General features: G+C 31.1%; 26 protein-coding genes, 2 pseudogenes, 1 riboswitch and 2 other annotated features. Of the genes and pseudogenes, 7 read left to right on the plus strand and 21 right to left on the minus strand.

Translation table 11 applies throughout. From position 1 onward, the window contains the following. Nucleotides 1-80: 80 nt before the first annotated feature. The gene (locus B5S50_RS00340) at nt 81-290 is read left to right on the plus strand and encodes an SDR family NAD(P)-dependent oxidoreductase (RefSeq protein ID WP_302180676.1); all 210 of its coding nucleotides are present in this window, start codon (nt 81-83) and stop codon (nt 288-290) included. Here B5S50_RS00340 and B5S50_RS00345 read toward each other — a convergent pair. After that, nucleotides 248-1636 carry a transposase gene (locus B5S50_RS00345; protein WP_217301860.1) on the minus strand — a complete coding sequence of 463 codons (1389 nt, stop codon included), beginning with the start codon at nt 1634-1636 and terminating at the stop codon, nt 248-250. The genes B5S50_RS00340 and B5S50_RS00345 overlap by 43 nt on opposite strands. Before the next feature lie 129 nt (nt 1637-1765). On the opposite strand from B5S50_RS00345, the gene B5S50_RS00350 reads away from it, so the two are divergent. Further along, nucleotides 1766-2389, plus strand: a complete 624-nt coding sequence (locus B5S50_RS00350; RefSeq protein ID WP_217303739.1) for an SDR family oxidoreductase — start codon at nt 1766-1768, stop codon at nt 2387-2389. 85 nt (nt 2390-2474) lie between these two features. Next, nucleotides 2475-2687, plus strand: coding sequence for a DUF3006 domain-containing protein (locus B5S50_RS00355; RefSeq protein WP_065078202.1), 213 nt, complete (start codon nt 2475-2477; stop codon nt 2685-2687). Between the two features lie 319 nt (nt 2688-3006). Here the strand turns inward: B5S50_RS00355 and B5S50_RS00360 are convergent, their stop codons facing one another. Genes B5S50_RS00360 through B5S50_RS00370 form a run of 3 tightly spaced genes read right to left on the minus strand, consistent with a single transcriptional unit; the run spans nt 3007 to nt 5940 of the window. Further along, nucleotides 3007-3966, minus strand: coding sequence for an acyl-CoA dehydratase activase (locus B5S50_RS00360; RefSeq protein ID WP_065078201.1), 960 nt, complete (start codon nt 3964-3966; stop codon nt 3007-3009). Further along, nucleotides 3947-5044 carry a 2-hydroxyglutaryl-CoA dehydratase gene (locus B5S50_RS00365; RefSeq protein WP_065078200.1) on the minus strand — a complete coding sequence of 366 codons (1098 nt, stop codon included), beginning with the start codon at nt 5042-5044 and terminating at the stop codon, nt 3947-3949. Before B5S50_RS00365 ends, B5S50_RS00360 begins: the two co-directional genes overlap by 20 nt. After that, a complete protein-coding gene (locus B5S50_RS00370) occupies nt 5041-5940 on the minus strand; it encodes an acyl-CoA dehydratase activase-related protein (RefSeq protein WP_065078199.1) in 900 nt (299 codons plus the stop codon). Before B5S50_RS00370 ends, B5S50_RS00365 begins: the two co-directional genes overlap by 4 nt. Before the next feature lie 879 nt (nt 5941-6819). On the opposite strand from B5S50_RS00370, the gene B5S50_RS00375 reads away from it, so the two are divergent. Continuing rightward, nucleotides 6820-7806 (plus strand): tyrosine recombinase XerC, encoded by a 987-nt coding sequence (locus B5S50_RS00375; protein WP_217302802.1) that lies wholly within the window; start codon nt 6820-6822, stop codon nt 7804-7806. 45 nt (nt 7807-7851) lie between these two features. Here the strand turns inward: B5S50_RS00375 and B5S50_RS00380 are convergent, their stop codons facing one another. Next, nucleotides 7852-8271, minus strand: a complete 420-nt coding sequence (locus B5S50_RS00380) for a hypothetical protein (protein ID WP_217302803.1) — start codon at nt 8269-8271, stop codon at nt 7852-7854. 123 nt (nt 8272-8394) lie between these two features. Between B5S50_RS00380 and lexA the strand changes: the two genes are divergently transcribed. Both lexA and dinB read left to right on the plus strand, forming a co-directional pair. Further along, nucleotides 8395-9012, plus strand: coding sequence for a transcriptional repressor LexA (gene lexA / locus B5S50_RS00385; protein ID WP_217302804.1), 618 nt, complete (start codon nt 8395-8397; stop codon nt 9010-9012). Nucleotides 9013-9057: 45 nt separating this feature from the next. Further along, on the plus strand, nt 9058-10272 hold the full coding sequence (gene dinB / locus B5S50_RS00390) for a DNA polymerase IV (RefSeq protein ID WP_217302805.1): 1215 nt from the start codon (nt 9058-9060) through the stop codon (nt 10270-10272). Between the two features lie 75 nt (nt 10273-10347). Here dinB and B5S50_RS00395 read toward each other — a convergent pair whose 3' ends face one another. The 12 genes and pseudogenes from B5S50_RS00395 to B5S50_RS00445 form a co-directional block, all read right to left on the minus strand. Beyond that, a complete protein-coding gene (locus B5S50_RS00395; protein ID WP_217302806.1) occupies nt 10348-10677 on the minus strand; it encodes a hypothetical protein in 330 nt (109 codons plus the stop codon). Nucleotides 10678-10867: 190 nt separating this feature from the next. After that, a complete protein-coding gene (gene oxlT, locus B5S50_RS00400; protein WP_254306651.1) occupies nt 10868-12157 on the minus strand; it encodes an oxalate/formate MFS antiporter in 1290 nt (429 codons plus the stop codon). Between the two features lie 190 nt (nt 12158-12347). Continuing rightward, on the minus strand, nt 12348-13292 hold the full coding sequence (locus B5S50_RS00405; RefSeq protein WP_063599910.1) for an oxalate oxidoreductase subunit beta: 945 nt from the start codon (nt 13290-13292) through the stop codon (nt 12348-12350). Between the two features lie 19 nt (nt 13293-13311). Continuing rightward, nucleotides 13312-14502, minus strand: coding sequence for an oxalate oxidoreductase subunit alpha (locus tag B5S50_RS00410; protein WP_065079331.1), 1191 nt, complete (start codon nt 14500-14502; stop codon nt 13312-13314). A 31-nt stretch (nt 14503-14533) separates the two neighbouring features. Beyond that, nucleotides 14534-14827, minus strand: coding sequence for a 4Fe-4S binding protein (locus B5S50_RS00415; RefSeq protein ID WP_063599908.1), 294 nt, complete (start codon nt 14825-14827; stop codon nt 14534-14536). A 30-nt stretch (nt 14828-14857) separates the two neighbouring features. Then, complete coding sequence (locus B5S50_RS00420) at nt 14858-15496, minus strand: oxalate oxidoreductase subunit delta (protein ID WP_217302807.1); 639 nt, start codon at nt 15494-15496, stop codon at nt 14858-14860. A 781-nt stretch (nt 15497-16277) separates the two neighbouring features. After that, nucleotides 16278-16955: a GntR family transcriptional regulator gene (locus B5S50_RS00425; RefSeq protein WP_217302808.1), complete on the minus strand. Its 678-nt coding sequence runs from the start codon at nt 16953-16955 to the stop codon at nt 16278-16280. Nucleotides 16956-17218: 263 nt separating this feature from the next. Beyond that, entirely contained in the window at nt 17219-17671 is a 453-nt protein-coding gene (locus B5S50_RS00430; protein WP_217302809.1) for an Lrp/AsnC family transcriptional regulator, read from the minus strand. Between the two features lie 299 nt (nt 17672-17970). Further along, nucleotides 17971-18941, minus strand: a pseudogene (locus B5S50_RS00435) (methylcobamide:CoM methyltransferase MtbA). 30 nt (nt 18942-18971) lie between these two features. Continuing rightward, the gene (locus tag B5S50_RS21360; protein ID WP_254306652.1) at nt 18972-19205 is read right to left on the minus strand and encodes a uroporphyrinogen decarboxylase family protein; all 234 of its coding nucleotides are present in this window, start codon (nt 19203-19205) and stop codon (nt 18972-18974) included. A 28-nt stretch (nt 19206-19233) separates the two neighbouring features. Next, a complete protein-coding gene (locus B5S50_RS21365; RefSeq protein ID WP_254306653.1) occupies nt 19234-19437 on the minus strand; it encodes a hypothetical protein in 204 nt (67 codons plus the stop codon). A 31-nt stretch (nt 19438-19468) separates the two neighbouring features. Next, nucleotides 19469-19747: pseudogene (locus B5S50_RS00445) on the minus strand (B12-binding domain-containing protein); the annotation flags it as partial. A 271-nt stretch (nt 19748-20018) separates the two neighbouring features. On the opposite strand from B5S50_RS00445, the gene B5S50_RS00450 reads away from it, so the two are divergent. Further along, complete coding sequence (locus B5S50_RS00450) at nt 20019-21167, plus strand: double-cubane-cluster-containing anaerobic reductase (protein WP_217302810.1); 1149 nt, start codon at nt 20019-20021, stop codon at nt 21165-21167. A gap of 216 nt (nt 21168-21383) precedes the next feature. Here the strand turns inward: B5S50_RS00450 and B5S50_RS00455 are convergent, their stop codons facing one another. The 4 genes from B5S50_RS00455 to B5S50_RS00470 all read right to left on the minus strand — a co-directional run bounded on the left by B5S50_RS00455 (nt 21384) and on the right by B5S50_RS00470 (nt 25178). Continuing rightward, nucleotides 21384-22721: an MFS transporter gene (locus tag B5S50_RS00455; protein ID WP_217302811.1), complete on the minus strand. Its 1338-nt coding sequence runs from the start codon at nt 22719-22721 to the stop codon at nt 21384-21386. 103 nt (nt 22722-22824) lie between these two features. After that, nucleotides 22825-23021, minus strand: a binding site (T-box leader). A 38-nt stretch (nt 23022-23059) separates the two neighbouring features. Next, nucleotides 23060-23256 (minus strand) — a binding site (T-box leader). A 73-nt stretch (nt 23257-23329) separates the two neighbouring features. After that, nucleotides 23330-24022 (minus strand): radical SAM protein, encoded by a 693-nt coding sequence (locus tag B5S50_RS00460; RefSeq protein ID WP_217302813.1) that lies wholly within the window; start codon nt 24020-24022, stop codon nt 23330-23332. A gap of 18 nt (nt 24023-24040) precedes the next feature. Further along, nucleotides 24041-24748 carry a B3/4 domain-containing protein gene (locus tag B5S50_RS00465; RefSeq protein WP_217302814.1) on the minus strand — a complete coding sequence of 236 codons (708 nt, stop codon included), beginning with the start codon at nt 24746-24748 and terminating at the stop codon, nt 24041-24043. Between the two features lie 109 nt (nt 24749-24857). Next, the gene (locus B5S50_RS00470) at nt 24858-25178 is read right to left on the minus strand and encodes a multidrug efflux SMR transporter (protein WP_217302815.1); all 321 of its coding nucleotides are present in this window, start codon (nt 25176-25178) and stop codon (nt 24858-24860) included. Nucleotides 25179-25277: 99 nt separating this feature from the next. Further along, nucleotides 25278-25373: riboswitch (guanidine-I (ykkC/yxkD leader) on the minus strand. Between the last annotated feature and the right edge of the window lie 88 nt (nt 25374-25461).

The raw sequence follows: 25461 nt of genomic DNA on the forward strand, positions 1-25461 counted from the left end.
ACAAACACCAGTTGCAAATAGAAACAAAACTACTTAAAATGAAAAATATAAACTAGCAATAAATACAATGGAGATTTATTATGACTTTAACTAATGAAAAGACTGTTCTAATTACAGGAGCTTCAAACGGAATAGGACTTGAGCTTGCAAAACTATTTTCTAAGGATGGGTATAATTTAATACTTGTAGCTAGAAGTGAAAACAAATTAGTAGAAATAGCAAAAAATTTAATAAAAAAATATAATACTCAACTTTCGCAGGACAAAAAGACTAATTTCTCCTTGATGTAACAAGGTAAAGCAGCAATAAAACTATCTATTATTGAGTCAATAACGTCCTTTGAAAGAAGAAGTTTTTCAGTTAATACATTTTTTAAAATATCTACAATAAGATTCATTACTTCACAAAATTGGATATCTTGAAGTTCATCACAGCACTGATAAAAAAATCCACCAATAGTTCTAACATCATTATTCTTACGGCTTTCTAAAGTAAGCATAATGTATCTGGTAAAAACTATAGAAGTATGTGAAACCATGGAATCATAAGAACGCCCCTGAAACTCTTTAGCAAGTTTTAGAAAAGACTTGTTCATTTTAAAGAAAACCTCTATATCCCAGCGTTTTCCGTAAATTCTTATTATCTCATTGTCATCTAAGGATATATTGGTAGAAATTAAAGCAAGCCATTTTCTACTTCTGTTTCTATCTCTTACAAATACAATTTTTGCTTTTACCTCATTACCATTTTTGTCAGAGCCAATACCTACAATAACAGAAGAAAGAATTTTTGCCTTACCACGCTTTTTTCTTAAATTAGCATAGAGATTTTTAAGGTTCAATAACTTACCGTTATAATTGTAGTAAACCCTTGGCATTGCTTTGACCATGGCAATAGTATTAAGTTTGAGTTCTAGAATCCGTATAAGAGTTTTTGGGTACGTAAACCAACTGTCAAAAAGAACGTACGATGCAGGAATAGCATATTTTGAAACTTGTTGAAGTAAACTAATCATAACCTCAGGTGACTTTAAAACAGCCTCCTTACGGAGCTTAGAACCATTGGTTCTTTTATCAATATTGTGGTTTTCAGGACAAAGTCTGTTTTTCTCCTTTTCGGAAGAAAGCAGAGTGAAAGCAAGAGGTAAAAAAGTATTGCCATCTGACCAACCAAGGGTGAGAAGGCGAAAGCCTTTAACATATTTATGTTCAACATGGTCATGAACTCTTGCAAGAAGTTCAACAGATTTGCTCCTGCACCTACTGTATAAAGAATCATCAATTACAAGTACATTAACTCTATCTTTTGAAGTAAGTGGTACGATAATATTTTTTATGATTAATGAAGAAAGTAAAAACAAAAACTTTCTCCAATTAAAGTTTGGTGAATTAAGAAATCTATATACAGTATCCTTTGAAAATTGATTATTTTTTCCAGACTCCAAGTTCCTAAATAAGTTTTTTCCAGTAAAAACAAGCATAAAAATATATTGAAATATTTTAATACATGGAAATCCTTTTTCTTTAGAAAAATTGCATTGCTTAAGTATATGTCCAATTTTGTTGTCTTTAAAAAATCTATTTATAGTAAAATTAAATTGTTTATCATTAGTATCATTTGATATAATAGTATTCATAAGAAACATTCCTTTCCTTGGTGTGGTGTTTTTTGCAATTCTATTATACCAAAAGGAATGTTTCTTTGCTTTATGTGTTTATTCTCAAGGCTTTCCCCTTAATTTTTATGTGCGAAAGTTGAGTATAATATTAATGTACATATAATAAAAGAAGATCTTTCAAAAAAAGAATCTGTAAAAGATCTATTTTTGAAAGTACAACAACTAGGCATAAGGGTAACTACTCTTGTTAATAATGCAGGTACAGGTTACTGTGGACTTTTTCATGAAATTGATATAGACAAAGATGAAGAAATGATAGGGTTAAACATTGAAGCTATTACTTATTTAACGAAATTATTTTCAAAAGAGATGATAAAGTTAAAAAAGGGGAGTATATTAAATGTGGCATCTACGGGTTCTTATGAACCAGGACCTTATACTGCAGTATATTATGCCTCTAAAGCATATGTACTATCCTTTTCTCAAGCCCTTGAAAATGAGCTAAAGCCATATGGCATAAAAGTATGTACTCTGTGCCCGGGAGCTACTAAAACTGGATTTTCTAAAAATGCAGGTAAAAAAGATATAAAAACTGCTATGAGTGCTGAAAAAACTGCTGAGATAGCTTATATAGGATTTATGAAAAATAAATCTATTATAATACCAGGATTTTTTAATAAAATAGCTGTTTTATTTTGTAAGCTATTGCCAGGCAAAATTTCTGCGGTCATTGTTAGAAAAATACAGGAAAAGGCAACTAAAAATTTTTAAAATAAACACTTTAAAGTTAAAAAATAGGTAGTATAATAGTAATATAATGGTAATGCATAATACTATGAAATGGGGGATTATTTTTATGAAAGTTATAATAGATAGGTTTGAGGGACCTTATGCCGTTTGTGAAAAAGAAGATAAAACTATGATGGATATAAAACGAATAAATTTACCCATTGAGGCAAAAGAGGGATATGTACTTGATGTATATGGAGATGAAATAACTATAGATCTAGAAGAAACTCAAAATAGGAAAAAACATATGGAATATATAACTAAAGATATGTGGAATTAATTTTCATATACTTAGGCATTTTCAAAGAAATAACTAGTCAGTATGCTAGCTTATTTTTTATCATACTGCGTTGGTAGAACCCTTAGATAGGATTCACTATCTGCGGGTCTGATAAACAAATTTCTAAGCATCAGATGAAGTTTAAAACTTCATCTGATGCTTAGAAATTGTTATCCAGGGACATAGCCACTCTTTGCTCACACTTGGAAAAGTGTAAGTATTAGAGTGGGTAGTCATCGGATAAAAAATATTCGTCGTATCTTTAACTTGTTATTTTCTTTCAAATGCCTTATTTTATGGAATAAAACTATTTCTGCATTTATGCAGAAATAGTTTTATTCCATTTTTCACATCTTCCACCAAAAAAACCTATAATTTTTTTGGTACCCGATATTTTTACAACTTCACATCTATTAGGGCATCCTCCACACTCAAAGCTTTTAGATGTAAAACTAGCATTTGCTAAATTAAATCCATTAAAGTTAGTGATTTTATTACCTTTTCCCAAGGTTTCCTTTGCTAAAATAGCTGCACCAATGGCACCCATTACTTTAAAATTTTGAGGTATTACTACTTCTTTATTCAGTATTTCTTCAAAAGCAGTCTTCATTCCTATATTTGCAGCAACTCCTCCTTGAAAAAATATTTTGGATTTTATATCTTTGCCTTTGGCCACATTAGTTAAATAATTTCTTACAAGAGCATTGCAAAGGCCTTTTATTATATCAGAGTTACTATAACCTAATTGTTGTTTGTGTATCATATCTGATTCAGCAAATACGGCACATCTCCCTGCTATTCTTACAGGAGAAGTAGACTTTAAAGCATATTCTCCAAATTGTTCAATAGGGATATCTAATCTTTCAGCTTGACGGTCTAGAAAGGAACCTGTTCCTGCTGCACATACTGTATTCATTGCAAAATCTAGCACAATGCCATTTTGCAAAAGTATTATTTTAGAATCCTGACCGCCTATTTCTATTATGGTTTTAACATCTTTATCTAGGTTTAAGGCAGCAACGGCATGAGAAGTTATTTCGTTTTTAATTATATCAGCACCTATAATAGAAGCAGCAATTTGTCTTCCACTTCCAGTGGTTCCAACTGCACTTATGTCCGTGTCTCTATATTTATTTTTCAGTAATTTAAATCCTTCTTGAATTGCACTTATAGGCCTTCCTTTTGTCCTCAAATAAAGTGATTCAAGTAAGTTCATATTTTCATCAACTATTACAATATCTGTGCTAACTGAGCCTACGTCAACTCCCATATAATACATTTTTTTTTCTCCTTTCAAGTAAATCTAAAAATGCTTCTATTCTTGTTATATATCCAGCTTCACCGGTCATTTCATCTACTATTAATGTAAGTATAGGGAAATTTCTATCCTTTGATATAGTTGGAAGTATGGATTTTGATACAATTTCAGGCATACATCCCATAGGGAAAATCTGTATAGCACCATCAAACCCGTTTTTATCTGCTAAAACAGCTTCTCCTATACATTCCCTTGCATGACCACCTATATAATAAGGCAAATATTTTTTAGAATTCCTTCTCAAACTAAGTGAATTCAACTTTAATGGAGATAGAGCCATGTCTTTAATCCACCAACTTGGAGAAAGATATCTAGCTGTAGATACCCCATAATTCATAAGCTTTTCTTCTATAAAAAGATTTGAGAAAGGTTCTATTATAGTATATATTTCACCGATTATAGCAATTTTTAAAGGCTTTTTATTTTTAGAGATTGGTACTTTGCTTAACTGTTCCATATGTTTTTTTATAGTAAATATCATTTCTTCTGGTGAAGTAGTTTTAAAAGCTTTTAATTTGCAATCTTTTAATATATTTTTGCATTGTCCTTTTTTTATTTCATAACCTGATAATAACTTTACCTTTTTATCTATATTATCCATTAGGTTTATTATTTTAAGTCCTTGATGTACTACTTTTAACTTTTCTATGGCATTTTTCTTGCTAACTGATCCAATAGAAAGCAGTCTTCTCATAAGTTCTTTCAATCCTATATCTTTTGGATAATCTAGAACTATAAAATTTAAGTTATAGCCTAATTTTTTCAATAGATTCATTTGGAGTTCGCAATATTCTCCAAATCTGCAGGGACCGCAGCTTCCAACTATTAATATTGTATCTGCACCTTGTTTTATACTTTCTATATAATTTCCTATCATTATTTTAAAAGGAAGGCACATTTCCTCTGGAGAATAAAATGATCCAATTTCTAAGGCTTTCCTGTTGCTCAATGGTGGAATTATATAATCAACTCCAAGTCCATCAAATACAGCCTTTACTGCAAAACAGGTATTGCCAAGGTGGGGGAAGGTTACTTTCATAAATTTGCACACCTCCTTTTAAGCATATCTGAAAAGGCTTCTAATCTAGTATTAAAGCCTGCTTCTCCAGTTTGTTCATCTATTTTTAATATGAGCATAGGAAAATCTTTTAACCTATTTTTAATAAGTTCAATTACTACGGAATCTATTCCACAGGCAAAAGAAGAGATGTATATTATGCCATCTACTTTTTTATTTTCTGCTGCATAAATGGAAAAACCATAAGAATTTCTAGCAAAATGCCAAAATGGTTTTTTAAATAGATGGTCTACCTCACTGTTTATTATGCTTTCATTTATACTTTCCTCTGTAACTATGCCCATACCAAGTTTGTTTAATTTTTTTACTATATTCATATTGATAAAAGTGTCATATAAGTTGTAAGGGTGACTTACTAATGCAGTTTTTATAGGAAAACCACTGGTATCTAGTAATAACTTATGATTCTCTTGGGCACTTAAAGCTTTTTTATAGGCAGCATTTATTTTAAAAATGTTTTTAGTAAATATCAAGCCAGATTTTAATAACCAGTTTCTACGTTTTACCTTAGAAAAAGCATATATAGGGTAGTTTAACGATAGGGGCATATTGGGAATGTCATTTATTATCATTTCTGGAAGACCACAAAATTTTGGACATATAAATTCTCTTTTTTGTATTTGCATTATTCTAGGAATAAGCATGATGTCACATTTATCCTTTATTGAAGCTACATGACCATGAAATATTTTTATTGGGAGGCATGCTTCGTCTACACAATATTTTGTTCCAAGGTTAAGTATATATTTATCTGTATCTTGGGATGTTACTATTTCAGCTCCAAGTTCTTTAAAGAACGTTTCTATAAAAGTGTGATATTTACAATACAATAATCCTTTAGGAATACCTAGTTTCATATATAAGTTGCTGCTTTTAATAGGGGAGTAGTAAATAGAAATTTATAAGCAGCGATTCCTCCAATCTTTTATGATTAAATATTTACATTTGTATATTTTGCCATAATTCCTTTAATTTATTCAATTCTTATAAAATATTATTTTTTTACTTTGCGGAATAAATATTATGTAAATTAAAAGATGAACTTATAAAAAGGCTATTTTGTAAGTTATCCGATGGCTACCATCCGCAACACTCTAATCTTCCAGCTGAGTCTAAGAATCACTTGATTAATATGCGGATTGTACTGAAAAAAATATTTTTAAAAAAGTTTTCGACTATAAAATACAAGTTGAGAGTATTTCTATTTTCTAATTTTATAGATAAGAGGGAATATAATATCTGAAAATAAATCATAATTCTGCAAATATTACGCAGAAAGATTAATGGCAATAAATAGGAAAGAATAAAGTAGAAAAATGAATCCACAAAGTTATGCCCATATTGTGGAAATATTTCAATTTGATAAAAATTTAATTTTTCATACAATAAGATACATACATTCCTAAATAAAAAATGAATTATTTTAATTTGAAATATTCTTTTTCAAAATTTGAAATATAAATTGAGAATATTATCAATTGAAATATAAATTTAATGCATAGGATATATTTTTACAAATTAATACATAGAAAGCATGCAGCATGAAATAGCACGTAATTTAAAGAAAACTTGTGACATTAATCATCATAAAATATAAGAATAAAATATAATTAACAAATTATTCATACAATATAAGGGCATATAAGGAGGATTTTGACTTAGTTTTATAGAATATTAACTTCGTTAAATAACCATTTAGCGAAGTTGTACTTAATTTTAGAGAGGGGAATGGCCGTATGCAGTATAATTTGAGCAATATTTATAATTCTAAGCTTCCACAATGTCTGAATGACTTTTTAAATTACCTTGGAACTATTCGAGGTAAATCAAAAAATACACAGGATGGATATCAAGTTGATTTGACCATGTTTTTTAGATTTTTAAAAATTTACAGAGGAATTGTTAAGGAAAATTATGAATTTGAAAATATAGATATAAGTGATATAAATACGGATTTTATACGTAAAATAACTTTAAGCGATTTATATGCGTTTATATCTTTTGCCGAAAACTATAGAAATAATGGTAATTATGCCAGAGCTAGAAAAGTAGCCTGCTTAAAATCATTTTTTAAGTACCTATTTAGCAAAGCTAAACTAATAGACGCAAATCCAGCTCTAGAACTGGAATCTCCTAAAATAGATAAGAGGAACCCTATTTATTTAAGTTTAAAGGAAAGCAAAACTCTTTTAAACTCTATAGATGGTAAATTTAAAGAAAGAGATTATTGTATTATTACCTTTTTTCTAAACTGTGGTATGAGACTTTCAGAACTCTGCAGCATAAATATATCAAAGATTAAAGAAGACACATTAACTGTAGTTGGAAAAGGAAATAAGGAAAGAACTATATATTTAAACAAAGCTTGCTTAATGGCTTTAAATAATTATCTTGAAATTAGAAATAAGGATTATGATAAAATAAGAGAAAAGGATGCCCTTTTTCTAAGTAAAAATCATACCAGGATAAATAAAAGATCTGTAGAAATGATGCTCAAGAAATATTTAAAAAATGCAGGACTTGACAGTAACAAATATACACCGCATAAATTGAGACACACGGCTGCAACTCTTATGTATAAATACGGAAATGTAGATATTAGAAGCCTTCAAAAAATATTGGGCCACGAAAATGTATCTACTACTCAAATTTATACTCATGTAGATGATGAACAATTGAGAGAAGCAGTGAATTCAAATCCTTTAAGCAATGAAGAAGAATAAAAAAGTACGTCTGTTCCCTACTTTTTCAAAGAACAGACGTACTTTTTACTTAGTTTCTTTTTTCTTTTTGATTCTTATAAGGCCAGGATAGTCTTCGTGAGTTATGTCTTTATATTTTTCCCCGTCTTCTAGAATTTCCTTTAATCCATCTATGTCATCAATGAATTGAACATTGATTTCGTCGTCTTTTAGATCTGATTGTGAATTTTCATCATCATCTAATTGAGAATGAGAGTCATCATTATTTTCTGTGCTGTTTTCTAACTCTTCCTTCTGATACTCTTTTACTTCCTCTTTATCATCTATAATTTGGTCAATTTTTATGGCCTTCATATCGTACCCTTCCATTTCAAGGCATTTGCCGCAGTTGTCACACTTCTTGTTTGAATCTAAATCGCAGACTTCACATTCGCCGCAATTATTACAGGGCTTTTTTTCATCAAATATGCAGTATTCTCTATTCATACATAGTACTCCTTTAAATTTTATATAAATATGTATATTAATAAAATCAGTATAGAACATAAGTTTGATATTTGTCAACTTATATGATATAATTCACATAAGTAAATTAGAGGGGTGTTTTTAATGACAGAACACAATCGAGATAGACAGTTTCAAATATATGAATTTATTAAGACTCAAATTAGGGAGAAAGGATATCCCCCTTCTGTTAGAGAAATATGTGCAGGTGTAGGCTTAAAATCTACTTCTACTGTTCATAGTCATCTAGAAAAATTAGAGAAAAAGGGATTTATAAAAAGGGATGCCTCAAAATCTAGAACTATAGAAATTGTTGAAAAATCAATTTCTAAAAGCACTAAAAAAGAACTAATAGATATACCTATTGTAGGAACTATAACAGCAGGAATGCCTATTTTAGCAGTAGAAAATATAGAAGATGTATTTCCCCTTCCAATAGAGTATGTAAAAAATAAAAATCAGTTATTTATACTCAAAGTACAAGGAGAAAGTATGATAGATGCAGGTATATTAGATGGAGATATGTCTATAATAGAACAGACTAATTTTGCTGAAAACGGAGACATAGTAGCAGCTTTAATTGACAATGAAGCTACTTTAAAGAGGTTTTTTAAAGAAAAAGACCATATAAGATTACAGCCTGAAAACAAAAGTATGTCTCCTATTATAGTGGATGATTGTAAAATAATTGGTAGGTTAGTAGGAATATATAGAAGGTATTAGATATTTTTATGTAAATATATAAAGTGGTAAAGTACAGGTGTAAATATGCAGAAAGTTATTTTTCTTGTAGATATGAATGCTTTTTTCATAAGTTGTGAGGCAACTCGCCATCCTGAAATTATAAATAAGCCTGCTGCAGTAGCTGGAGATCCTAAAAATCGGTCAGGTATTATTCTAACTGCAAATTATGAAGCACGAAGATTTGGAGTTAAAACAACTATGCTTTTACACCAAGCTCTAAAGCTCTGCCCAGATATGGTTGTTATTCCCCCTGATCATCAATTTTATAAGCAAAAATCCAGAGAAGTCATGAGTATACTTTCACAGTATACTCCTTCTATTGAACAAAATAGTATTGATGAAGCCTGGCTTGATATGACAGGCTGCGAAGGAATCTTTGGGAAGCCATTTGAGTCAGCTAAAAGAATTATGAAGCACATTAACTATGAACTAGATTTAAAATGTTCTATAGGCATATCTCAAAATAAGTTCTTATCAAAAATGGCTTCTGATATGAAAAAACCTTCAGGTATTACAGAACTTTGGAGGCAGGATATTAAAGTAAAGCTATGGCCACTCCCTATTGGATCTATGTATGGAGTTGGTAAGCAAACTGCTCAAAAACTTCAAAGAATGGGAATTAAGACTATTGGTGATCTTGCACTTTTTAGTAGACAGTATCTTATAAAAAAGCTTGGCAAAATAGGTGCTGAGATTCACCAACTTGCAAATGGCATAGATACCTCTCCTATAAAACAACATTTTAAAAAAGATATAAAATCAATTAGCAAATCTACTACATTAGGTGAAGATATTTTAGACATGGAACGTGCAAAAATTATTTTGATGAAGCTTTCCGACGAAGTTGGAATGACTGCCCGTAAATACGGAAAAAAAGGCCATACAATACAAATTAGCATCAAATATTCTAATTTTCAAACTATTACCCGGCAAACAACTGTACCTGCAACTTATTTAGTTAAGGAAATTTATTCTACAGGAATTAAACTTCTTGAGAAAAATTGGAACCTACAATTGCCAATACGGTTATTAGGGATAAGTCTTAGTGGATTTAGTGGAGATATTAGTATACAGCAGATATCAATTTTTAATATGAAAGAAATTAAGCGTGAAGAAAGATGTATGAGAGATGCGGATAAAGTTGAAAAAATAGAAAATGCCATTGATAGTATACGAAAAAAGTACGGCTATTCAATAATTAATCGTGCAATATTAATGAAGAAAAATAATAAAGATTAATTCTTTTTTAGGGAATACAAATGTGCTTTTTACATATACTTGTATCCCCTATTTTTATTTGGGTTCAAATACTTTTTACTGTAAAGTTATGTTTTTACCTGGTGGTGTAATTGCATCCGAAATGTTTTTAATTGAAAGATCTGTTATAGCTTTAAAAGGATTTCCCTGTTTGAACACGACGACTATTGGAGTTTCATCTTCACCAATTCCGTATTCATTGGGTATGTTTTGTCCAGTAATGTCCATTATACCACAGCTTATGTTGCCATGGGTTTCCGAAAACTGTTCTATTACGCCAATGATCTTATCCTGGTTTTGTGTAGAAGGACAATAAAAACCTATTGCAGAGTAAAAACTATCCTCTATGAAGCCTTGAAAATTGTTATCGTCTAACCTTTTCAACATTGTCAATTACCTCCTATTTAATATAATATTTATATATTACAATAGTATTTGGTATACCAAATACTATTGTAATAACTTCCATATTGTGATATACTACAAGAAACAGAGGAAGTATTCGGCAAAATATTTCCTCTGTTAGAGAGAAATTTAATTAGCTAAAATGTAATGATTAGTAGCTGTATACCAAATATTATGGAGCTATAGGAGTTGTATCTTTAATTTGTTTCCTTGTAGGCTTTGGTATCTTAGGTAAAATTACAGACATTATGCATGCATAAAGTGAAAACAACGCTGCAACTGTAAATACAACAGACCAACTGTAGTGAGCAGCGAGTGTAGCTCCTAAACCGCCACCTAAAATAGAAGCAAATCCTTTACCACTATATATAAATCCGTAGTTAGTAGCAGCATAAGTTGAGCCAAACATATCAGCATTTAATGATGGGAATAAACTAAATAGTTGACCCCATGTGAACATTACGCACATCAAAAGAATTATATACAACACACTATTTTTGCTTCCTAAGATAGGTAACAAGAATAGGAAGACTGCATTCAAACCAAAGGACAAACACATTGTTCTTGTACGACCTAACTTATCTGAAACTGATCCCCAAAAAACTCTTCCTACACCATTTGCAAGGCTATTCATCATAACTGCAAGTACAATAATTGAGGAAGCCATTCCTAATTGTTTACCAAAAGGTTTTGTATTTGCTGTAATGATAAGTCCACCAACACTGATAGATAAGAACATTGTCCATATAAGCCAGAAATGTGGAGTTTTTAACACTTCACTAGGGCTAAATCCAATTTTTGATGAATCTGCTTTAGCAGCCTTCGCTTTTTGGCTAGGCATTTTTGAACCAACAGGATAGCGTAAAATGAATGCAATAATTACAACGATAACACCTTGAAGTATACCTGTAAAACCAAAAGCTTGTGCAACACCACTAGCATCTAAAACTTTCTGAATTACAGGAACAAAAGGCATTGATCCTATTCCGAAAGCTCCTGCTATTAAACCTGATGCAAGGCCTCGTTTATCTGGGAACCAACGAACTGCAACACTAACAGATCCACCATAAATAATTGCAGCTCCAACACCTGCCATAGCATAGAAGAAATACAAACTAGCAACAGAAGTTGCTTGACCAAGCATAGTCCATCCGCCACCAATCAGTATACCTGCAAGACCAAACATCAGTTTTGTGCCAAACTTATCAAGCAATAATCCACCTATTGGTTGAACAAAGGTTTCAAACATTATAAACAAAGTAAAAGCGTACTGAACAGCAACTAGAGACGAGTGCAGTGACTTAACTAACGGAGTAGTAAACAAAGTCCATGCATATTGAAGATTGGCAATCATTACCATAGCTAAACAAGCAGAAATCAATTGAACCCAACGGTTACCTAAAATTGACCCATATGCATTTTGATTTTTAGCCATAAACTCAGTTTTGTTAAAATCAGACATACATTTCTCCCCCTTTAAATATATATTTAATTATATTTAATGCAAAATAATACATATGTTAACATTAAATATGTTTACTTAGTTAAATAACCCCGGATCCCTTATATTGGCCCGGGGTTACACAACAATTGAGTGCTGTTGAAGACCTTGCGAAATCAAGACATATAGTATACCCTCAATTTGAAAAATCTTATTCTATTGTTTGGGATATAGTATTTTCTACTCCAACTTCCTTCAAACGTTGATTTGCAAATTGTTGAAGCTTTTGGATATGCTCTGGTTGCAGATGACTAAATCTCCCCTGATATTTAATATATTCACTAACTGGTTTGTATTTAGCTGGTTTTATAGTAAGCTTGTATTCTCCATCAACAAGTTCGTACAGCTGTACCATTCCTGTTTCTACTGCTAATTTGGCAACTTTTACTGTCTTTTCTGCTGGGAAACTCCAGCCTTTTGGACATGGGGCATGAATGTAAAGGAAAGCAGGTCCTTCTGCATTGCAAGCTTTACGTACTTTATTCATTAAATCCACAGGATATCCTACTGAGGCAGTAGCTAAATATTTTAATTCTGGATGTCCATGTGCCATAATCTTTGTAATATCTTTAGGCATAAGTTTTCTACCTTCTGGAACTACAGGCCCTGCTGGTGTAAATGTAGTCCATGCACCATAAGGAGTAGTTGGAGAAGCTTGTATTCCTGTATTTGCGTAAGATTCATTATCATAACAGATAAATACTATATTATGTCCCCTATAAAAAGCTGCAGATAAAGATTGAATACCAATATCAGATGTACCACCATCACCCGCCATAACAATAATATTTGGATATTCTGCATCTGTTTTATGTTTTCTGATCATAGCTTTAAATGCGGCTGATATACCAGATGCAACTCCACCACCGTTTGTTATCTGTGCATGTATCCATGGAACAGCCCAAGGACCACAACCATAGCTTGTATTTGCAACATACATACAACCAGTAGGCCCGATGAAAATTGTATTTTTACCGGCAGCTTTAGCAACTAATCTATATTGCAAAGCAGGACCGCAGCCTGCACAGGTACGGTGACCTGGAACATAATATTCTTCCACTGGTGCTTGTTTAATAGACTTAATTTGTTCTAACATTTAACTTTCCTCCCCTCATTTATAGTTCAAATGGTGCCCAATAGCTTTGTTTTTCAATTTTACCTGTTTTATTTACCTCTTTCAGTATGTTAAACATCTTGTAAAATTCATCATGGGTAATCATTGATCCACCTAAACCTGCAACAAATCCAACTGTTTTAACTTTTTCATCATTATTGTATAAAGCAGCTCTAGCTTCAGTAAGTAAAACTCCTGCTCCACATGAAATTCCAAAGTTTACTGAATTGTCAACTACACCTACAACTTTAAATCTTTTTAAACATTCTCTTACTTGTTTTGTTGGGAATGGACGTAAAGTACGCAGTCTTACTACTCCAACCTTTTCTCCAAGATTACGAAGGTGCATTGCAACATTTTTTGCTGTTTCAGTATGTCCACCTTGCATAAAGATAACTATTTCAGCATCGTCGGTCATATATTCTTCCAGCCATGGATCATATTTACGTCCAAAGGTTTTACCAAATTCATCATGAACTTCTTCAATTACTTTATAAGTACCTTCTACAGCTAAATGGCGCTGGTATTGTGTACCAGGACCCATTTCAGGTTCCATTTGTGCACCAAGAATCTGAGGATTTCTTGTATCTAAAACATGGTGATTTTTATATGGTGGTAAAAATGAATTAACCTGTTCCTGTGATGGTACATCAACTTCTCCAAGTATGTGAGATACAAAATATCCATCTTGACAAGCATATTGAGGTAAAAGAACTCTAGGATCTTCACCTATACGATAGTACATAAGAGTCATATCCAAAGCTTCTTGAGGAGTGGATGCCCATCCTTGAATCCATCCTTGGTCACGACAGCACATAGCATCTGTCTGTTCAGAACCAAAATCTCCTGGTGGATCTAATGTACGATCTGCAATTGCCATCTGCAGTGGCAGTCTTTCACCTGAAATTGGAGAATAAACTTCCATTGCATAAGTTACACCTACTCCTGAACTACCTGTAAATGCACGGGCACCAGCAGCTGAAGCTCCATAGACAACACTTAACTGTCCATGTTCACCTTCACCAAGAACAAATTCAGCATCTAATTCCCCATCTGCAACCATTCGTGCCAATTCTGACATAATTCCAGTATATGGACGAATTGGATAGGAACATATGACATCAACATTAGCTAACTTAACTGCGTTAGCTGTTGCAACACAACCAGACATTCTTTTTATATTAGTTTTCATTATCTTAATTCACCTCCTGTTTAATATAAACTTAATCTTCAAAATCCAGTTCAGGAACTAAGCTTATTGCTCCAACCGGACACATCTCAGCACATAATCCACAACCTTTGCAATATTTCAAATTAAAATTAATGGGACTGTCTTTAGTCATAAGGTTGACACATGAATCAGGGCAGCTAATCCAACAAATCTGACATTCTGTACATTTTTCAGCATCTAATATTGGTCTCCTTGTACGCCAATTTCCGGTGATCATTCCTTCATTTTCTTTTTGTGGTGATTTAACAGTTCCTGCAAAAGGAATCTTTTCATATGGTACAGCCATTTTACAGCACCTCCTCAATATTTTAATGTTTTATAAAGTATTCGCATCTACGACAACAGCTTGGTCATAAGCTTTTTTAGCAGCACTCTTATTTACAACAATTTTTAATAAATCATCCATTTGTACAATTCCGGTACCTTTAACAATAGCAGCAGCTAATGCTGCACCCATACCTTTACCAATACCGGATGCATCTGTTGCACCTTCTGCACCTGAAAGTGTAATAATGGATTTTGACAATTTATTGGCATCTATTGTTATAATCTTAGAAAGGTTTTGCGTATTTTTTTTAATAAATTTGAACAAGTACTCAGGTGCCCTCTTAGTATTAATTACAAGAACAGCTCCAGGTCTAATTCCAGCTAAAATGTCAATCCCCTTAACAAGAGTTTCTTCTGTAAGTGCAACAATATCTGGAGTCTCATTTTCATAGACATATTTGGATTCGATTGGTTTAGGGCTAATTTTACCATAGGCCCTTACTGGAACATAGATACGGTCAGGAAGATCAACATAATTTTCCCAGGCTTGAACACACTTACCTTCTAGTGCAGCAGCTTCAGTTAGAGAAACAACTACATCTCGAGCTTCTTTGTTTTCATATACTCCTCTTCCCCAAACTGTGATTTGCTTTAAATCTGGTTCGGCAAACAAATTTTTATTTGTCACTATTCTCCACCTTCTTCTTTTAATAATTTAATACTTGGTAATGTACACAGCTGTAAAGCTGCTATTTGGGGGCAATCACCTCCTCAAATTTCTTTTTATGGTTTACCTCAGCAATGGCTTGATTAAAGATCTCCTGATTTATCTTGATCTTTAATTCTGTTTTAAGTGCTTTTTTAAGTGCTATGAATGAAGACTTATGGCATCGATTTCATCCGAAAACAAAATACCTTTTGGATGAGTAAAATTATATTCTTTACACAATTTAAAATTGTGCAGAGGAACGTCTAGTAAAGTTTTTAAAAACTTAATTAAATAAAGTTGAGTTTTAGTGTTTTTGTATTCTTAATATTGGTATACGGTATACCAACTTTGAGTAAAAAAATTTTAATGATATATTATATATATTGTTTAAGATTTAAAATTATTACAAGTTTGCAATACGCGATGGGAATATTGGAACAGATAGTTATTGGATAAATATTAATTATAAAAATATTAATTATAATATTTATTACTATGAAAAGTAGTGTATGGTATTCGGTATACCATTTGTTGATAAATTATGCTGTATTATATATTTTTAAGGCTTCAAGTAATTATAAAATGATTTGAATTCATTGCTATACTCATATAATATCACAGATAATTAATTATTTCAATATTTTACCTGAAAATATATCACTTTCATAATAAGACAAATGCTACTAAAAAAGCAAGTACCTTTGTAGTCCGCGCTATTTGCTCTATTTATAATATTCATAAAGTATTAAAAATGTTACTATTATTTTTTAAAATATGCCATTTTCAAAAATACCTCATTGGATTTTTCAATGTGTCTCTTAGCCGAATTATATGATTTATCACTATTATGCTGACGCAAACTTTTGATGATTTCATTATGCTCATTAAACACTTCCTGAAGTCTACCAGACTTGGTGTAGGTTAGTTTTGTAAATTTACTAATGTATTCACGAAGTGTACTAACAAAATAATATAAATGTGGACTTTCTGCAGCTTTATAAATAACTTCATGAAATTTTCTATTTAATAAAATTGATTTGGAAACGTTTCCTTTTTGGTACTCTTCTAACATTTTATTGTTAATTGACTCTAAACGCTCTAATTCACATTCTTTTATTTTTGAAGCTGCAATACTACAGCTGAGAGCTTCTAGTGATATTCTAATTATCTGAATTTCTTCTATGTCTTCTTTAGTAAATCCAGAAACAACCACCCCTTTGCGGGGAATATGAGTAACTAATTTCTCGAATTCAAGTTTTCTAATGGCCTCTCTTACTGGGGTTCTGCTTATTTTTAATTGATCTGCAATATTACGCTCTATAAGACGTTGACCTGGTTCTAATTTTCCATCAAGAATAGCATTACGTAAAATAGAAAATACCGAATCCCTAATATAACCCATATTATCAAATTTTATAGGTGAAAATTCATAAGTCAATTTATTTTACCCCCTTTAAAAATTCCCTGATATGAAAATTGATGATATACTTTTACTACATTAAGAAAAGTATATCATCAACAGCTTTTACATGTCAATTTATAGTAACTATATTAAAAATATCTAAAATTGTATAACTATGAAATTTACAATTATACTAAACTAAAAAACTAGTTTTACTCTCAAAAAGTATCAAGAGTAAAGCTAGTTTTTTAGTTTAATGGTATTTATATCTATTGATTTATAGATATATTGAACTATTTTTAGATTTCATCAGGTGGTATTGAATAATTATTCTTAATTGTAGAAAGTGTAACTATAGTTTTAGTTCTTAATACCCCCTTAATCAGTTTTATTTCATTTAAAATCTTTTCAAGAGTTTCTGTGTCTTCAGTAACAATTTTTAATGCATAATCGAAGTCACCCGTTAAGTAGTGACATTCAATTATTTCATTTTCATTTTGAACAAATTCTACAAACTTTTCTGTAAAATTTGGATTTTTAAGACTTACAAACATTATTACTGTGATATTTTTATTCATTTTCTTATTGCTAATAATTATAGTGTATTTTTCTATTACTCCTGACGCATCAAGTTTTTTCAATCTATCACTTACTGCAGGTATTGATAAATTAATTTTACTGCTTATTTCTGAAGCTGAAATTCTCGAATTTTCCTTTAGTAATTTTAATATATTAACATCTATAGCATCCATATTAAGCAAAACCTCTTTTTTAATTTATTAAATATATTATAATATATACTTTAAATTATTAAATATATTTCAGATAATAAAATAAAAAATAAGGCTAAAATAGCATTTAACCTTATTTTTTTAAAATCTTTGCATTAAATTCATTAGATTTCCTAAACATTTTAATTTATCCGATGACTACCTGCTCTAATATTCCCACTTTTTCAAGTGGAAATAAATAGCAGCTACGTCCCTGGATAACGACTTCTAAGCACCAGATGGAGTCAAAACTTCATCTGATGCCAAGAACTCTGTTTACACTATTCTTTTTTTAAATTCTTAGCTGTTTGTACCATAGCTTGTATATTTTTCAGTGGAGTTGTAGTTCCCAAACCACAAGCTGGAGACAATATATGAACGCCGCTTTTTAAACAGTTTTATTTCCCATTATGGCTTTATTTGTTACATTTTCACACATCTGCTTTATACTAGTTACAGCATCAAAACTTATAGCATCACTATGAAGTTCGTTTAATTCCTTGTAAATACTTTTCAGTCTTCCACATATATGAACTATAATACCGTATTTTGAATATTTATTTAATCCATCAATTATTTTATTTATATAAAAGAGTCCATATTTTCTAAAAGTCCTAGGACCTAATATTTCACCTGTACCTCTTGGATCTGAAATAGCGATTAAATCAGCTCCTGCATTTAACTGTGCCTTTCCAAAGTTTATAAGATTATCAGTTACAAAATCCATCATTTCATGGGATTCCTTTGGTTTTACTATAAGTTCTTTATAATATTTAACAGGTTCCATAAGTGATGATGCGGTACTAATAGGACCTGTTAAATTAGCTATAATAGGCACATTTTTGTTTTTTCCTTTTAAAAGTTTAATTGCATCTAGTACTACCTGAGCTCTGCCACTGTTAATGTCTAAATTCTTTAGCTTTTTCCACTCAGTTACTGAATTAATAGCATAAGAAGAAATTCTAGGCTCGCTTATTTTTGTTCCTAAAAATACTTTTGATCCCATACTTTCAGCTTCTATAGTCATACAAAATGGCACTCCAAAATTTTCAAAACCTCCATTTTCATACATACCTGCAGCCAAATTCGCCATTATTTTTGGATTTGTATGAGCCTCTGGCCATGCACAATGGGTTAAGTCCATTACTTCTTCCACTATCATGTTCATCATTCCTCCAGGACATATAGAAGGAGGTCTATCAACTTTTTTTCTCTTAAGAGCTAATCCAAGCCTTTCTTTTTCAGATAACAAAAAACCACCAACCTTTATTTTGAATTTGTGTTATACAATAAATGATTTTACCTTTTCAACATCTATTGGATATCCAATTTTCCTAACAGTATCCATCATTAATTGTATATTTTCTGAAGGGGTTTCTACTGGTAAACTACATCCAGACATTACCACATAACCTTTTAAGCTATCATATCCATCTAATACACATTTGGCAACTGTATTTACAATTTCTTTTTTTGTGCCTCCATACATTATATTTGAAGGATCTACATTACCCATTATTTTTACTTTATCGCCTAGTTCTTCTTTATAATCCATCCATATGAAATTTTTTATACGCTGCTATTTGTGCCTCAGCTATAGCTTGTCCACTAGTATTAAAATCTGAAATCTTGCAGTCATAAATTCTTGCTACGCCGTTAGCTATATTAGGATTACAGGGTAATCTATCTACTTCTTGCTTTTTATTTAATGCTATAGATCTTTCTATAGGTGTCATTTGGTCTTCCATAATTTTGGTCTTCCATAATTTTTATCTCCCCTTATATAATTTCTGCTGTTTGTTTTTTAATTAAAGCTTTAGCTCGTTTAGCAGTTTTTGAAGCATCTAAGGTATAAGCATCTGCCCCTATTTTATCTGCAAAGCTTTGAGATATAGGGCCTCCACCTACCATGACTGATATTTTGTCTCTTATGCCCTCTTTTTTCAAAAGGTTTATTACCTCAGCCATGCCGTCCATAGTAGTTGTCATAAGAGTTGACAGTGCAATAATTGAGGCTCCTACTTCTTTGGCTTTGTTTACAAAATCTATAGGAGGTATATATGTAGGAATCAACTTTTTTTACATCTATGCAAGGTAATTTTACTTTTTTTATAGCACTGTCTACCTGAACTTCTATACAACTGCTGCCATTAATGGTCTTTAAAACCTTTGTATAATCAACTTAAATAATATAAGATTTTTTTATAGATAAAATTAACGATATAATCTGTGATAATATTAAAATATGTAATCTATTAAAAATTAAAATAAAAGTCAATTTTTGTAATAATTTAATATTAAAAATTAAAAGTAAGGAAGGTATTGATAAATGAATGATTTACCCAAAATATTTAATGATTTTAGTGATTCTAGAAAACAAGGATTTATAACTATAAAAAATCTAAAGGATGAGGGTAAAAAGGTTGTAGGAACTTTTTGTACTTTTACTCCATGGGAAATTATAAATGCTTCAGGAGCCTTGGCTGTTTCACTATGTTCAAAAAATGATGAAACTATAGAAGATGCGGAAAAGCATTTACCTAGAAATCTATGTCCCCTTATTAAATCAAGTTACGGCTTTGCTATAACGGATAAATGTCCTTATTTTTATTTCTCAGATTTAATTGTGGGAGAAACTACTTGTGATGGAAAGAAAAAGATGTATGAATACTTAGGTAAATTAAAGAATGTACATGTAATGCACCTGCCGCAGATGCCCGATGATGCTGATAGCTATAAATTATGGAAAGATGAATTGATAAAATTAAAGGAAAAGCTTGAAAAAGAATTCAATATAACTATAACTGATGAAAAATTAAAAAATTCTATAAAGCTTCGTAATAGAGAGAGAAAAGCTTTAAAGGAATTTTATGAATTAGGCAAAATGTGCCCTCCTCCAATAACAGGTATAGAGTTACTTAAAATTTTAAATGGATCATCTTTTAAATGGGACAAGGAAGCTTTAATCAATGACTTACATAATACAACAGTAAAAATTAAATATGCTTATGATAAGGGAGAAAGAAAAGTATCACAAAATGCCAAAAGAATATTGATTACTGGATGTCCAATGGGTGAAGCTACGGAGAAAGTTGTACATGCTATAGAAGATAACGGTGGAGTAGTAGTATGCTATGAAGATTGTACAGGTGTTAAGGAAATCTCTAAGCTTGTAGATGAAACTAAAGATCCTATAGATGCAATTGCTGAAAAATATTTAAAAATAGGCTGTGCCTGCATGACTCCAAACAACAATAGGACAAATTTACTTTCGGAGCTTATAAATGACTACAAAATAGATGGAGTAGTAGATGTAATACTACAGTCCTGTCATCCATACAGTGTAGAATCTTATGGAATAAAGAAATTTGTAAATGAAGAGAAAAAAGTACCTTATATGGCTATCGAAACAGATTATTCAAAAACAGATGTAGGTCAGATTAAGACAAGAGTTGCTGCTTTTGTAGAAATGCTATAATTTATTCATCACCAGATTCCTATAAATTCTCCAATTGAAAATATACAGGCACTTATGGATACGGCAAGAAGCTTTGGTGATTATCCTATAAAACCAGATTTGCTATAGCCTATCTTGTATATAAAAAACTCCACCATTTAAAATAATGAAAAGTTTCAGTGGTGGAGTTTTTATATTGGACACAACTAGCTTAACTTTATACTTATATTAGAAGCACTATATTTCATCTAAAGATTTCTGTTTTGTTTCAACTCCTAAAGTGGCAATAACAAATGCTACTATTATAAGTATAAATCCAAGTGTTATAAATACAACTTTGGTATCATAATTTTTTAGTATCCATGCTACTCCATAGGGGCTGAATATGGTTGCCAGTCTTCCAATAGCATTACAAAATCCAGATCCTCTCATTCTTATATTTGTAGGAAATAATTCCGGAACATAGATAGCAAGGCCAAGTGTAAGTAAAATATATATTATTACAGTTAAGAAAAATCCCATTGTTAATATTATTCCCATAGCATTTTGTGAAGCGTAGGCATATCCAAGTGCACCAGCTACAAGCATAAATACAGTAAGACACCATTTACGTCCAAGCTTATCTACAATGAAGCTGCCAATTAAAGCTCCAAGTGGTGCGCCTACCATCATTATAGTTGTATACCCTAGGGATTTGGAAATATTTATCCCCTTTCTCAAGAAAAACGTAGGTGCCCAACTTACAAAGGTGTATATCAAGGTGTTTATTGCAATTAGTACTACACAGCCTACAATAGTCCTGGAGATCATATTTTTGCTAAATAAATCAGTAAATTTTCCTTCATCCTTATGTTTCTCTTTTTTTAGTACGCTGGGCTGAGATATGGAATTTCTTGATTCCTCTTCTGCTGCACTGTAGAATATGTCTACTACATCCTGTGCATCTTTTTCCATTCCCTTTGATTCATACCATCTTGGAGATTCAGGCATACTTTTTCTAAGATACCATACAATTATGGAAAATACTCCTACAAATACAAACATCCATCTCCATCCAAATCTAGGTATTATGATATATCCTAAAAATGCAGCTGCTGGAGTAGAACAGTTTGTTATAAGAGAAAGCATAGATACCCACTTTCCTCTAGTCTTTGATGGTACAAATTCTCCAAGTAATGCGTATCCTGTAACAATTTCTGCACCAAGACCAATCCCCATTATTCCTCTGCAAGCTATTAAAAAAATCATATTAGGAGAAAATGCAGCCACAAGAGAGGCTCCTCCAAATATTAAAAGATTCAACTGATAGGAAAATTTGCGTCCGAAACTATCCCCTAAAAATCCAGTAAGAAGTGAACCTATTAAAAGTCCTAAAAAAGTTACAGAGATAAAAGTAGCATTTAAGCCAATATTTGACCATCCACTTTTTAATAATACTCCTAAAACTCCACCTGCCAGATATACATCAAAACCATCTAAAAATATTCCAAGGCCTATAAGCCATAATATCTTATAATGTAACTTAGATACTGGAACATAATCCATCTTTTCAGAAATGTAACTAACTGATTCCATTAAAATACCTCCATCCAATAAGTGCAAAATTAATTTTTTTATATATAATTTCACTGGCCAGTAAAAATTATTTTCTAAAATTGAGTATAAAAAATAGACCTTCCCATGGGGCGAAAGGTCTATCGCGGTACCACCCAAATTTATCACTTAAATAGTTTAACGGCTTTATGTCGGCACAGTCCTACTGATTTCAGATTGCAATTTAAGGGTGAGTTTCAATATAATATAAATGTGTTTTTTCACCATGCGCACTCTCTTTAAAGTATAAGTATATCTACTTGTCCCTATCATTATTTTTATAATATTAAGTTGTTAAAATAAAAAAGCGGTATTGTTTCTCTTGGAGCGAGAAACAATGCCGCGGTACCATCCAAATTTTTTCTTTATAAAATAACGGGTTCAACCGATATAGCCTACTGATATTTCAGCTAATAACTCAAGGATGAGTTTTCAATATATAAGTATTGTGAATTTACAGCAAACATCACTCTCTTTGAATATTATATATCTACTTGATTCCTGTCATAGTTTTTAAATTTGATTTTCTTAATTGTAGTACTAATTTAAACTATTGTCAAATAAATTTTTGAGAAAGTTTATCTCCTCTTCTATTTTCTCTTTTTTAATGCATTTGAAATTTCCTTAAATCGTTCATCAGTTATACCAAGTTTTTTCTTAAATCTTTCATCTTCCATTCTTGCAATAATTGTTTTGTTAGGAGATATTTTCTCAATAATATTTTTTATTTTCTGAATTGATCCTTCATCATCGTTATATCCCTTAATGATAGTAATTTCAAATATAAATTTTCCTTTGTATTGTTTATTAAAGACGACCATATTTGAAATATATTCTGATAATGTATATCCTTCAATAGGTCTTTGAATTTTTTGAAAACCCTCTTCTGTTATTATTTTTATTTCTCCAACAACTTCATCACATTTATCAGCAATTTTCATATATTTATCTCTACCTAGTAAATATCCATTAGAAAGCAGTCTTACAGATAAGCCTTTGCCCTTGATAAAGTCAACAATATCACTGATTTTATCATTTATTAAGGCTTCTCCTTTTGAGTTAATAAAAATTAATTCTGGTTTTGTATTTTCTATCATACTTTCTAGTTCAATCAATGAACTCTCTATTTTATCGAATGACCTTTGGGTATCTACCTTATTTTTTGACCTTCCAATAGGACAAAATATGCAATCAAAATTACAATACTTTTCTGGAAGTACGTTAATCTCCAGTACCCTTCTTCCATCTTCGATATAAATATCTTTATAACTGAAACCACCCATTATCTTATCCTCCTGAAATTAATTTATTGATACTTCTTTATTGCTAATATCAAGAACTGAAATCTTACATGTCCCACCTAAATTACCCTGTACTGTTTCTGCTAAATCCTTTAAAGCATTTTCAAACTCTTTTAATCTTCCCTCATCAATTAGTTCAATGCACAAAAAAGCATTCTTTGTATTTTCAGTAAGCATTGTTCTTACTGATTCCCGCCAATTAAAGCACCTGCAAATTGCTCCTTCATCATCTTTATATACTATTTCACCTTCATAGGGTGGTTCATTTTTATCTGTTCCTAATGTAATAAAGCTTTCATTTCCAACTGCCTTAGTTAATCTTATACTTCCAACAAATGTATCAATATCTTCGCCACCACAAGGCATAGCATATCTTAAAGAAATAGAATTGTAAATATCAACTAGCGGATTAATAGTTCCTATAGGATTTCCTTTATGAACTCGTTTTAATAATGCTTCAATAGATGATCTTGCACCTTTCTTTGTTTTAAATTTTCTGAAGCCTTCTCTCCATATTTTTATGACTTCATTACTGCTAAATTCTTCATTCTTCAAATATTTTAAGGCTTCCTTTTCTGAATTATAAATCATATCCTTATATTGTTCTTCATCTTTTATAGAGTTATCTATACCATGACAAACAACAATTCCAATCCTTGCATTAGGGAATAAGCTCCAAAAATCATTTTCAATGACAAACTTTTTCATCAAAATTCCTCCTCAATATTAAAATTAGATGACTACATATTTTATCCTTATACTTTTCTTTTAGTAAAACTATACTTATTTTTTGTTATTTCTAAATTATACACGATCATTAGTCTATTGGTATTAATTTTAAACCAACAATTCCAAGAACTATAAATACAATACAAATCATACGCATTACATTAATTGGTTCTTTAAATAAAATAATACCTAAGATTATAGTGCCAACAGTTCCTATCCCTGTCCAAATTGCATATGCATTGCCTAGTGGCAAGCTTTTTAAAGACAATGATAAAAAATAGAAGCTTGCAATCATTCCTATAATAGTTAATATGCTAGGTAATATTTTTGTAAGTCCTTGAGAATACTTCAGCCCTATTGCCCAACTTACTTCAAAAAAACCTGCTGTAATTAAATAAATCCATTCCATAAACTTTACCTTCCTAAATTAGTAGTTAAGATTTATAGTAATATTTCATGGCTTATTTAAAAGTAAATAAAAAAAGCCTAAGGAAATATTATAAAAAATATCTCCCAGGCTTTTATCCTTCCGTGTACACAATTAAATGTGCGTTCTCTCTCGGACCAGCCAGTTACAAACTGCGGAACCCTAGAAAACTTAAATATATGCTGATTTTAGCATAATATTAAGATTAAGTCAACTATATGACTTCTTTCGCAAGATTATACATCTATGAATTATTTTATTATCG

Origin of the sequence: Clostridium sp. 001, from assembly GCF_019056555.1 — a bacterium.
GTDB classification, from domain to species: Bacteria; Bacillota; Clostridia; order Clostridiales; family Clostridiaceae; genus Clostridium_B; species Clostridium_B ragsdalei.